Raw genomic sequence first — 12947 nt, 5'->3', positions numbered from 1 at the left:
GCTTCGCAAGGGCATTAGCTTTACCGTTCACTTCGGCATAAGACAGCGTTTCACCGCTGCTGGTTAACATGGCCGCTTGCTCTGGGGTGTTAGCGGCGTGCTGCTCTACTAAGCTGGCCAGATCTTTATCGGTGGCAAACGACTCGGCGTTGTTGTGCCATTGGCTAAGCGTTGTCTGCATTTGGTTATTGACCAAGCTAATGCTTTGATGGCTTTGTGTCAGTCGCTCCCCAAGCTGAACCAAAATAGCTTGTACTTGGTCAAGGATCCACTCTGCCCGTGCGGTGCTCAGCCATTCCCCGTTGTAATGCATCACAAAGTCTAAGCGGTCTTGTTCGCTTTGGACCACCACAGAAAGCGGATAGTCGCCTTTTTCTATTGATTCTCTAAACTTCCAACTGCCGGTATTTTCTGGAGTCGGGTAGTTTTCAAATACAAATAGGGTATGGAACAAGCGTTGACCATCACGTTGCAGTTTCGACAAGCTCATGTCGCTGTGGCTATTGAGTGCAGCTACGCCTTTTTGAATGGCTTTGAGAATGTCATTACAACTTGCTTCTGCTTGCCAATTCACCACTAAAGGTAAGGTATTGATGAACAAACCGACCGCTTGTTCAATCCCATTGACTGGAATTTCACGACCGGAAACTGTGCTACCAACAATCGTTTGGCTATCACCAGAATAGGTTTGCAGTAACTTATGCCAAGCAAATTGCAATGCAACGTTGAGGGTTACGCCAGCTTGTTGACAAGTATGTTGTAGCGACCTAAACGCCTCGCCTTGAAGACTAAACTGCACCGATTGCACTTGCCCAACGATTCGACTTTGCGATAAGTCATACTGACCACCAAGCAACAAGTTAATATCGTTTGCGGTATCAAATTCGGCTTGTTGTTGCTGCCAGTAAGCCTGAGTTTGCTTGGCATTTTTAAGGTAATAAGCTTGCGCCTCTAAATAGGTTTGCTGCGCTTGCACCTCTGGTGTTTTCCCTGCACAAAGCTGGCGATAATACTCAGCGACTGCTTGCAGCATTAACGGTCCACTCCAGCCATCATTAATGGCATGGTGCTCGGTTTTGATAAGTGTGTAGAGGTTTTCACTGCGCTTAAATAAGTTGAAGCGAATAAGCCCCGGTTGACTTAGGTCAAACGGAACTTGTCGGTCTGCGGCTTGGGCTTTGCTGATGGCTTGCTGTTGGCCGTGCTCGTCAAGGGATGACAGATCTACTTTGGTGAAGTGGCTGTCATCGATACTGGCATCGCGACACACCACTTGGAGTAGACACTCTTGCCAATCAAAAGCGGTGCGAAGAATAGGGAAGCGAAGCGATGCTAAACGCCAGGCATGAATAAAGTGTTCAACCTCTAGCGCTTGTTCAATATCCATGACCAATTGCACTCGGTAGGCATCATCCGTTGGGAAGTTAACAGCATGATAGATAAAGCCTTGTTGCAAGCTATTAGCCGGGTAAAGTGCTTCGATATTATAGTGCTTGCTCAGCGCTTGATAATGCCCATAAGACAAGTCGCTTAATCCCAAATCGCTAGGGGTTTGCTGTGGTGTTTGCGCGGCTAGTTCACAACTTGCATTAATGACCTGATGAAGCGCCATTTCAAAGTGCTCAACAAATGCCAACGACTGTGATTGGTTCAACCTCGAAACCACATCAAAGTGAAGCTTGTCACCGCGAACTGCGCCATTGATGTTGAGTAGCAGTGCATTGTCAGCCTGAGCGTTTGCCTCAGTCATCACATAGCCTGCTTGAGTATCATCCAGCTGCCAATCTCGGTTTTGCTGTTGTTGCTGATTCAATTGACCTAGGTAGTTAAAGCTCACCTGAGGGCGAATTGCGCTGACTTTGTCTGCTTGCACAAAAGCGCCATAACCCACGCCTTTATCCGGGATTTGGCGCAGCATTTCTTTGGTGTTTGCGATGGTTGCAATCACGTCGTCGTGGTGTTCAAGGCGCACAGGATACATACTGGTAAACCAGCCTAAGGTTTGCGACACATCCAAGCGCGGATCTATATTTTCACGACCATGACCTTCAAGTTGAATATGATTAACGGTACTGTCAAAAGTGCTGTGTAGGGCAATATTGAGTGCCGCCAAAAGCAAGTCGTTAATGTCAGTATTCAAACCAAGATTGGCATCTCGTAGCAATTTAGCGGTCGTTTCTTGCTCAAACGTGATGCTGTATTGTGATTGTGCTGAGTAAGTGGGTTGGCTAGTAAAGCCTTTTTGTACCCGCTGCCAATAGTACGCTTGCTCAGGGTGAGCCGAAGGGTAGGTGGCAATGGCATCCACCCACTGACGATAGCTGGTAAGCTTGTCTGTTAGTGCTTCACCATTTAATAGGGTTTGTAAGTCTTGGCTTAACACCCGCCACGATACCACATCAATAATGGCATGATGGAAGGCAAAGAATACCTGACTGCCCTCGGCCGTTTTCACCAACGCTGCCTGCCACAGGGGGCCATTGAATAAATCAAATTGGCTTTGTAGTTTGGTCAATTCGTTAAATAACGCGTCTTTACTCAGAGCCGTTGCATCAAGTAATGGGACTTCAAGCTCTATTGCCGCTTGGTACGCTTGTTTTACCCCGTTGCTGGTCTGAACAAAGTGACAACGTAGCATGTCATGATGCTCGCTCAGCGCTTGAATAGCTTGAGTCAGCCCCGGGTGTTCAATGTGTTCAGGTAAGTTAAGGGTAAATGCTTGGTTCCAATGGTGTGGATTTGGTAGCCCTAAATCGAAAAACCACTGTTGGATAGGCAGTAGTGCAAACTCACCACTTAACCTACCTTGCTCCGTGATAAGTTCAATGGTTTCAGTGCTAACGTGTTGAATTAAATAGGCCTGCGCTGCCACGCTTGGGGCGTCAATGATGTCTTTAACCTGAAGGTTAAAGCCAGCTTTACGCAGCGCAGACACAAGTTGAATACTGACAATAGAGTCGCCACCGACTTTGAAAAAGTCATCATTAACGCCCACTTGTTCTAGACCCAATACTGACTGCCAAATACCACACAATTGTTTTTCTAATTCGCTGCTCGGTGCTTGATAGTTGTCTTCATCTACCACCGTTGGAGTAGGCAATTGCTTGTGATCCAGCTTTCCATTGTTGTTAAACGGTAACGCCGACATCACTTCAAAGTAGCTTGGGATCATATAGCTAGGTAAAACCTGAGCCAGTTCCTGTTTTACTGCATTGAGGTCTAACTCGCCGCGCTCTGGTACCACGTATGCGGCAAGTTGCTTGTTGCCCGCTTGTTCGAATACCACCACAGCGGCGACTTTTACTTGCGCCAATTCGTTGAGTTGTGCTTCTATTTCAGCAAGCTCAATCCTAAACCCGCGGATCTTCACTTGGTGATCGTTACGGCCTAAGAACTCTAGTACGCCAGACTCTGACCAACGTCCTAAGTCTCCCGTTTTATACAGTTTATCTAGCCCGAGTTGTTTGGCCTTTGCGCTTGCAAAGGGGTTATCGATAAAGCGCGCAGCACTCATTTCGGGTTTATTAAGGTAGCCACATGCAAGTCCGGCTCCTGCTATAAATATCTCGCCTGTCGCGCCGTATGGCACTGGATTAAGATATTTATCAAGCAATAATACTTGGCGATGATTAATGGCTTGGCCGATGGGCACCGGGCCATCAATATTGGCGCATGGATAGAAAGTGGTAAATGTCGTGCTTTCAGTTGGGCCATACGCGTTTATTACCAACTCTGGTCGCGTATCTCTGGCGAGAATGCGTTTGACTATGCTTGGAGTGATTGCCTCACCGCCTGTTAGTACGCAGCGGACATTGTCATAAATATCAGGTTGTTGTAAATACAGCGAATCAAACAGTGTACGCGTTAGCCAAAGTACACTAACACCGTGTTGTTTAATTAACCTTGATAGGCTGTCAGGATCCGCGCCTTGTTGCGCACTTGCTACAACCAATTTGCAGCCGTTTATCAGTGGTGTCCAAATTTCAAACGTTGCGGCGTCAAAATTTGGATTAGATAGGTGAATAAACACGTCGTTTTCTGACGTGTTTATTAAATCAGTATCTTGTACCAAAGAAACAACGCCACGGTGTGGAACGACCACGCCTTTTGGCTCACCTGTCGTACCGGATGTATAGATCACATAGGCTTCGGTTTGCGCATGTGCGCCTGATAGTACGGGCGCTGCATCAGACAAAGACAAGCTATCTAAGCAGGTAATTTGCGGCTCTGCATCACAACTTGCAACGAGTGTTTCGATACGCGGGCGCAGCTCGCTTTGTGTTAAAATCAAGCCAAGTTGCGTGTCGTTGAGCATATACTCTATGCGCTGATCTGGATAGTCAGGGTTAAGCGGTACATAAGCACAACCCGCCTTTAGGATAGCCAGTTTTGCGATTACCATTGCAATAGAGCGTTCACAGAAAAGCCCAACAAAGCGATGGCTAGCGCCAACGTCCATATGATCTTTAATGTAGGCGGCAAGATTATTCGCGCTTTGTTCTAATTCTTGATAGGTCAGCTGCATTTCGCCTTCAACCAGCGCTATTCGAGTTGGCGTTTTTTGTACTTGCTGAGCAACCAATTCATGGATAGTAGAGTGCAAATAATCTGCATGCTCATCTACCTCAACCATTGGTGCTCGCTCATCATTACTTAACAAAGAAATTTGGCTATGCGGCTGGTTCTCATCAGCAATAATGGCATCTAACACCAATGTCATTTGGGTGAGCAATCGCTGTGCTTTGCTTGGTGCCAACATGGTTTCGCAGAAGCTTAACTTGAGTAATAAGATGTCCTGTTGCTCAACTACACTGATGGTGAGTGGATAGTCTACTTTTTCAATCATCTTATCGAATGACCATTCGAGCACGTCTTGTCCCGCTGGTGTCGGATAGTTTTCAAATACAAATAGACTGTTGAACAGGCGAGTATTCGGCTCTTGTAGTTGCGACAGTGAAACACTGCTGTTGCCGTTAAGTTCTGCAATTTTTTCTTTCAGCGCTGTAAGCTGGGTGCGAATACTGGCCGGTTCTTGCCAATCAAGGGAAAGAGGTAGGGTGTTGATATATAAACCAACACTGGCATGGATCCCGTCAATGGGGAGTTCACGACCCGAGACCGTTGTGCCTACTATGGTTTGCTCAGCGTCGCAGTAATATTGCAGTACTTTATGCCAAGCAAATTGCATTAAGACGTTCAGCGTTAGTCCGTGTTGTTTAGCAAATGCTTTGAGCTGTTGATGGCGCTCTGAAGAGAGCTTTAATTCGCTCGCCGCTGCTTTTTGGATCTGTGACGAGCCAGATTGGTCAATATTTTTACTCAATAAGCGGTTGATATCATTGGGCTCACCAAATTGTGCTTTTTGGGTTTGCCAATAGCTATCGCTAGATTTTTGATTTTGCTGATAGCGTGCTTGTGTTTGTAGGTAAGCCGTTTCTTCTTCAACAATGACCGGCTCGCCTTTGGTTAGTTTGGCGTAGTTTTGATGCACGGTTTGCAGCATCACCGGAAAGCTCCAACCATCGCTGATGCTGTGGTGTTCTGCTTTAATTAGGGTGTAATGTGCATCGGCGCGTTTAACAATAGCAAAACGCATTAATCCAGGTTGAGTCAAATCGAAAGGCGTATTACGGTCGTCGTGAATGAGCTTATCGATACGCGTCTGTTGTTCAATGTGGTCTAACGTGCTGAAGTCGTGAAAACTGAAGTGATTTGGGGTAAATCCGGCCCCTCCTTTGATCACTTGGATGATTTCATTTTCCCAGTTGAACGCGGTACGTAGCGCAGGGTAACGCATTGATGCCAAGATCCAAGCCTGTTGGTAAGCATCGACATCGAGTGCTTGATGGTAATCGATGACTAATTGAACGCGGTAAGCATCGTCATTTGGTTGGGCAAGGTGATGATAAACAAAACCTTTTTGCATACTGTTAGCATCAAAGATGGCACGGATCTCAGATGCCTTTTTATGCTCAGTCGCTAGTAACTGTTCAAAGTCTTGTTCGGAAAAAACTTGCTGCGATACAAGGTAATCTAATAATGCGGCTTTATTTGCTTTGAGGTAATCAACCCATTGTTGGCTGAGTCCTTGCTCACCATGGACAATTTTAAGTTTGTCTCCATTGGCCCAAAGCGCAATGTTATCCTTTGCAAGTGATTGGCATAAATTCAACATGGTTTAAATCTCTAATTCTTGTGTTTTTTCAGACTGAGTCGTGGTTTGTTCTAGTTGTGTTTCACTTAACTGAGATTGCAGTGCAGCTAGTTGATCCTGAGAAAGCGAGCCCGCGCCAAAGTCGCTAGGGGTGCTTACACCGCCGCGCTTTTTCGCCTCGAGCGCCGTATCCAATACGTCATGTAGCGCTTGTGTTAAGTGAGTAGCGAAGGCATCGGTAAGATTGCCATCTAGTAATGAATCCACTTTGATCCTGAGTTGTTCGCCCTGAACTAGCGCATTGATATCGAGGATCAGATCCGAGCCGTTTTGTGCAGAACTTGTCTCGGTTTGCAGTTGGTTGTCTATCTGCCAAAGCGCATCGCTTTGCCCACCCATTTGGCCCAGGTAGTTAAAGCTGATACTTGGCAACGTTAAGCTGGTGTCTTGCAGTTGTGCACTACCAAAACCAAGACCTTTATTCGGGATCTGGCGTAGCGCTTCTTTGGCATCAATAATGGTGTCGCTTAGTGTCGCTTGTTGAGTCAGGCGTAGCGGGTACAAACAAGTGAACCAGCCAATTGTTTGGTTGATATCAGCATCATCACGCCACATTTCACGACCATGACTTTCCAACGTGATAGCATGCTGAGTTTGCTTAAAGGTTTTACTCAATGCTTGGCACAAAGCAGCCAGTAGTAACTCTTCACCTTGCGTATTGAAGCCTGCATTCGCGTCACGTATGAAGCGGGCCGTGGTGTGCGCGTCTAGCTCTAACCAAGCGGTTGACGGTGTTGCAGCCATGCTTGGCGGATAGCTTGGTAAGTTGGTTGCTAAACACTGCCAAAATGCCATTTCCTGCGGGTGTGCTGCCGGGTACGCTTGCATCATTTCTACCCACTGTCGATAGCTGGTACGTTTACTCAGCAACTCTCCTTGTGCTAAAAGGGTTTGCAGATCTTGCGCGATGATCCGCCAAGAAACCGCATCGATGATTAAGTGGTGAAGTGCAAAGTGAAGCAGGTCGTAGTCTTCGCAAAACGCTTCGATATGTGTAACTTGCCAAAGTGGGCCATTACAAATATCGAACTGGCTTTGTCGCGCGTTGAGTTCTGCTTGTACATCGTGTGACTTGCCGTTAAGGACGTTGAGTGGCGCCATGGTACTCACATCGTTATATTCTTGCGTAATATGGCCTTCAAATTCCATAAAGGTTGTGCGCAACATATCATGTTGATCACTTAAACTGTGTAGCGCCTCTTGTAATTGAATTTGGCTAAAGCCGCTTGGGATCCTGATTGCAAATGCCTGATTCCAATGATTCTCCTCCGGTAGTGCTTTATTGAAAAACCATTGTTGAATTGGCAGTAGATCAAAGCGTCCGCTCAGCAGGCCTTGCTCCTGTGTTATCTCTCGTTGATTCGCTTGTACGCTAACAATACGCTGACTTAACGCCGCTGCAGTTGGACAATCAAAGATATCTTTTACTTGCAGTTCAATGCCTTGCTTTCTGAGCAAAGCAACGAGTTGAATCGTGAGAATAGAATCACCACCGATAGCAAAGAAATCATCTTTGGTGCTCACTTGCTCAACACCAAGCAAAGTTTTAAATGCTTCACACAGTTGCGCTTCCGTTTCGTCTTGCGGCGCCACATATTCGCTTTGGCTTACCAGTTCAGGCTCTGGCAACGCTTTACGGTCTAATTTACCGTTGCCAGTCAAAGGTATTTCCGCAAGCTCAGTCCACGTTTTTGGCTGCATATAACTGGGTAGCGCTTGACTCACATGGGCTTTCACTTGGGCAGTTTGGCCGTGATGTTGTGGCTTAAACTTGATATAAGCGGCTAGGTAGGGAACACTTTGTAGGGTACGGTCGATAACCACCGCTTGGGCAACTTCTGGCAATTGGTTGATCACGCTTTCGATTTCACCCAGTTCAATACGGTAGCCACGGATCTTCACCTGATTATCGTTACGACCGATATACTCCAACTCACCATCCGGCAGGCGTCTTGCCAAGTCACCGGTTTTATACAGTCTGGCTCGTCCTTGTTGAATATCTTGTTCGCTTGCGTACGGGCTGCTAATAAAGCGTTCTTGACTGAGCGCTTCGCGGTTTAAATAACCACGAGCAAGACCTGCACCGCCAATATATAACTCACCGCAGGCACCGGGTTCGACCAACTGCAATTTGGAATTTAGTACGTACGCTTTCATATCTAATATGGGTCTACCGATATGAGAGGCTTTAGAACTTGATTGTTGCGTGAGTGCTTTATAGGTGACATGCACCGTGGTTTCAGTGATCCCATACATGTTGACCAATAGCGGCTGTTCATCGCTGTAGCAGTTCCACCAAGGGTTGAGCATTTCGGGGTTAAGTTTGTCACCACCGAAAATCACATACCTCAGTTTGTCAAAATTCAATTTTGCGCTTAGTGCCGCTGCACAAAATTCATAGAATGCGGCAGGAGTCTGATTAAGCACAGTCACTTGATTATCTGAGCAGTAGTCTGCAAAGGCCTCAAAATCGCGGATCAGGCTGTTGTCAGGAATACAGAGTTTACCGCCATAAAGTAGGGCACCCCACATTTCCCATACACTAAAGTCAAAAGTATAGGCATGGTAAAGCACCCAGATATCGTGATGGTCAAAGCCATAATCTTGTTCCGTTGCCGTGAACAATCGAGCGACGTTTTCATGAGTTTGCATCACGCCTTTTGGTTGGCCTGTCGTACCCGAGGTATAAATGATGTATACCAAATCCTGCGGTGATTGGTTTATGACAGGGGCTGTGTCGCTTTGTTGCTGGGCATTGAGTGGTGTAACTAATGGGCAAGCCACCTCCGCCAAACGGCATTTTTCTTGTGCAGCGGCATACTCTTGCTCATCGACAATCAATAGGCTTGGGTTAGTATCACTTAGAATAAAGGTTGTTCGCTCGCTGGCATGGTCGGGAGACAGCGGCACATAAGCCGCACCCGCTTTAGTGACAGCAAGAATTGCAATCAGCATCTCGATAGAAGGCTGCATGTACAGCGCGATTAACGTATCAGCAGTGAGGGGTTGTTGATACTGAGACTGATATTGCTCCCGTAAATGCAAGGCAAGGGCGTTGGCTCTGGCGTTAAGGGTTTTATAATCGATAGATTGTGTTTGGGTTTGTAGCGCGATTTGATCTGGGTGTTTACTTACCGCTTGTTCAAACCAGTGATTTAAAGTGGTGTCGGAAAAGAACGTTTCATTATCTTGATTGCTGCGCGCCAAGATCAGCTTTTGCTCTTCTTCATCCAGTACAGGCAGCTCGGCGATATTAAGATCGCTAGAGTGGGTAAGTAATTCAATAAAGCGCGCCTGAATATCGGTGATCCGTGTCATTGCCACGCGAGAAAAGACAGACTTAGCGGCGACCACTTTACGACAAAGGCCTCCTTCTGTTTCAAAATGCGTAAATTCGATATCAAATTGTGAAACACCAGGCTCAATGGATACCCCTTTGATAATGGTATCTCCCGCTGTGCCCAAAGCAAGTTCGTACCCTTGGCGACCAATCATCAACGGGGTTATCCCTGGACGAATGCCATTGCTTTTTAGCTTGGCTAAGTAGTTACAGGTGACATTAATATGCTTCGCAGCGTCTTTATTATTATTTCCTGACAGCAGTAATTGGGTGAGCTGGTTACTGACTTCACTGATAAGCGATGCGCCTGTGTACTGCTCAATATCGCAAATAGAAACCGTTTCAACGTCTGAGTAATGACCTAAGATCGCACGGGTTTTACGGGTGCGGCGAGCCATCGGGATCCCTATGGTCAAATCGGTTTGCCCAGTGGTATGAAATAAAGTCAAAAAGACGCTGGCAAGCACGACGCTAAAACTCGTGACGCCAGCTTGAGAGGCTACCTGTTTTACTTGTTTGAGTGCCTCTGGGTTTTCTTCACGAAACGCGATGCCGTCATAATGGTGCGCTAGTGCCTCAGTATTACTCTGGTAAAAATCGATAGGATAGAGTTCGCTCTGTTGTGAAGTTGCTGCACGCTCAGGCTTTTCTTCAAACATCACTTGATAATCAAGGGGGGCGAGATCAAGTTCAGAGTTATCAAGCACCGCTTCTATACATGCGAGTAAATCGCTCATCAGTACTTGCAATGCCCACTGGTCACAGTTGATGTGATGCCCTTTGATGGTCAATAGCAAACGAGTTTCTGAGCTACAAGCGTAGAATTGAAAGGTCTCTTTAGTGATATCGATAGCTTGCTCAATTAAGGTTTTGGCGGTGACAGAGTCACTAAAAGCGGCAATCTCATCAGGCACGGCTAATAACTTAGGGGCACTGGCTAATAATTCGAGTTGTGGCTCGCCATGAGCCTCATCAATACGACTCGATAAAACTGGGTGTCTTGCAAATAGCAACACTAAGGCTCGCTCTAGCGCCTCGGCTGTGAGCCCGCCGGTAAATTGTACCGCGCAAGCGATGTTATATACTGGATTTGCCAAATCAAGCTGTTGGGCTTGCCATACGTGAAGTTGCCTCGTTGTCAGAGACTTGAAATTGGCGGAATTGGACTGTGAGTTCATTGCGTGATCCTTGTTTTTTCGCCTTAACACAACGGCTTTTGCCAGTTTGCTTTTTGGTATTTTGTTTGCTGCAAGCGTGCTAAGTGTCGCGCTACAGCGGCGACAATCACCTCACACGCCAGCGTTGGGCGTTGTTGTAAATACATATGACCGCCATCGACATGATGGTGCTGAAAATGGTTCTCGCAGTACTCAGACCAAGCTTGGTGTGACTCAGGCTTAACCAAGTGATCTTGTGTGGCGAGGATCAGTTCGACCGGCATCGTCAACGTAATGTCAGTACTGACGGGTTGCTCGGCTAACATAAAGTCGTCTTTAAACATGGCGGCCACAACTGCTTCTACGTCCTTCGTTAAACGATGTTTAGGCAGCATGTCGAGATGATATAAAGTCGTGAGCAAGTCCGAGTCAGTCAATTTTGAGTACTGGGTAGCCGAGGGAATACTTGGCGCGCGACACCCTGATAGACAGAGTAAATCCGGTGTTGTCAGTGCGTGTTTAGCAAGATGATCGGCAAGCTTATAAGCCACCATCCCGCCAAGACTGTGACCAAAAAACACGCACAGCCGCTCACTACGCGGCTGAAGTTGCGTGCTACTACTTAGGTGACTAAGTGCCTCATCCCAGTCCCGTAAAGATTGCATGCCTGCTTTAGTACCACTGCCCGGTAAGTCGATGCCGTGGAGTTGCCAATGCGCAGGTAAATGTTTGGCCCATTCCCTAAAAAACAAAGAAGAGCCACCTGCGTGATGGAAACAGTATAAGTCAACCGGCATCATAGCTTGAGCTCCAGCGTTGGTGTGAATGCGATGGATTGACCGGTGAGCATGGTGTTGGTTTTCATAAAGTTGATTAGGTATTCCACCAAGTCTTGATAGCTGTATACCGCAGGTCGTGCACCCAGTACGCCTCCTTTTAGGTTGCGCTTTTGGATTCTTGCGGCTTTGCTATCGGTAGCCAGTAGCGGTAACACAAAACTGTTAACTGCCAGCTTGCTACCTTGATACTCGCGCGCGAGCGTCATCATCAACGCATTATGAGCGTGGTTACAGACACTGGCGGTGGCTTCTAATTCGTAATTTAAGGTGTCTGATTGAGTTAAAAAGACGAGGTTTCCACCACTTACTCTGAGGTTGTCCGCGATGACTCTGAGGACCGAAAATACGCTTTCTAGACGCGCAATCACTTGCTCGCCAACGGCAATGTCTTCGAGTAGATTGCTTTCATCAAGGCGATTGGCACAATGCAGTACCATCACTTCTTGCTGATTATTATTGAGTTCAAACCAATCTAGTAATGTATTGGTATTTAACTCCGAGAGGGGAGCGTTGAGGTGGATATGGCTCGCTTCTGGATTATGCTCGAGCACCTCAGCACTTGCATTGATAAGGAGTAACGGATGTTTTTGCGACAGCAAATGGGTAACGAAGTGGCTATCAAACTCACTTGTTGGATAAAGTAAAATAAACGCTTGAGCATTCATACCGCAAGCCCTCCATCCAAACGAAGCACATTTCCAGTTTGGTAGTTAGAGGCGCTAGAAGCGAGATATAGCGTGGCATCAGCAATTTCTTTGACACTCCCAACACGACCTAGTGCGGTATGTTTAAGCACCGGGTTGATAATGCTTGCGGGGATATCATCAATCATATCGGTTGCAATAAACGTCGGAGCGAGTGCGTTACAGTAAACACCACAGTGACCATATTGCCGTGCAATAGTCCGAGTGAGGCCAATAATTGCGCCTTTTGAGGTCGCGTAGTTGGCTTGGCCTTCACGTCCGCTTATTCCACTTTGCGACACCATGTTGATGATCTTGCCTGCACCTTGCTTAGTCATGACTGGTAACACCGCTTGGCAACACAGCAATGTACCCTTGAAGTTGATATCTAACACGTTATGAAAAGCGTCGTACGACATCTGAGAGAACAAGCTATCATTCGTGATCCCAGCGTTATTCACTAACACATCAACCCGACCCGTGTCGCTTATTGCTTGGCGAATAGCGGAGTTGACGAACTCGCTGTCGGTAATATTGCCGCTTTGTTGAGTGAAACGAGCTTGATACTCAGGTTTGTGTAACTCCGCGATGGGGGTTTGTGTGCGACAAATACCGTATACTCGAGCACCACCTTGCAAAAAGGCGAGTGCGATGCCTTTGCCTATCCCTTTGGATACGCCAGTCACTACTACTGTCTTTCCAGTAAACACAACC

The 12947-nt window shown here is 46.8% G+C and carries 5 protein-coding genes; all 5 read right to left on the bottom strand.

Translation table 11 applies throughout. The features are described from left to right. The coding region (locus L1271_RS23805; protein WP_235368941.1) for a non-ribosomal peptide synthetase at window positions 1-6175 on the bottom strand (6175 nt) is incomplete at its 3' end. A gap of 3 nt (window positions 6176-6178) precedes the next feature. Next, window positions 6179-10732 carry a non-ribosomal peptide synthetase gene (locus L1271_RS23800; protein ID WP_235368940.1) on the bottom strand — a complete coding sequence of 1518 codons (4554 nt, stop codon included), beginning with the start codon at window positions 10730-10732 and terminating at the stop codon, window positions 6179-6181. Window positions 10733-10755: 23 nt separating this feature from the next. Next, window positions 10756-11511 (bottom strand): thioesterase II family protein, encoded by a 756-nt coding sequence (locus L1271_RS23795; RefSeq protein ID WP_235368939.1) that lies wholly within the window; start codon window positions 11509-11511, stop codon window positions 10756-10758. Continuing rightward, complete coding sequence (locus L1271_RS23790) at window positions 11508-12215, bottom strand: hypothetical protein (protein ID WP_235368938.1); 708 nt, start codon at window positions 12213-12215, stop codon at window positions 11508-11510. Before L1271_RS23790 ends, L1271_RS23795 begins: the two co-directional genes overlap by 4 nt. Then, window positions 12212-12943: an SDR family NAD(P)-dependent oxidoreductase gene (locus L1271_RS23785; RefSeq protein WP_010606256.1), complete on the bottom strand. Its 732-nt coding sequence runs from the start codon at window positions 12941-12943 to the stop codon at window positions 12212-12214. Before L1271_RS23785 ends, L1271_RS23790 begins: the two co-directional genes overlap by 4 nt. Between the last annotated feature and the right edge of the window lie 4 nt (window positions 12944-12947).

Source organism: Pseudoalteromonas sp. OF5H-5 (assembly GCF_021530695.1).
Classification (GTDB): Bacteria; Pseudomonadota; Gammaproteobacteria; order Enterobacterales; family Alteromonadaceae; genus Pseudoalteromonas.
This window is presented reverse-complemented; position numbering and strand designations above follow the sequence as displayed.

Bases quoted from the DNA above. Each gene is read 5' to 3' on its own strand.
- L1271_RS23795 (WP_235368939.1), bottom strand. From the start codon at position 11,511: ATGATGCCGGTTGACTTATACTGTTTCCATCACGCAGGTGGCTCTTCT.
- L1271_RS23790 (WP_235368938.1), bottom strand. From the start codon at position 12,215: ATGAATGCTCAAGCGTTTATTTTACTTTATCCAACAAGTGAGTTTGAT.
- L1271_RS23800 (WP_235368940.1), bottom strand. From the start codon at position 10,732: ATGAACTCACAGTCCAATTCCGCCAATTTCAAGTCTCTGACAACGAGG.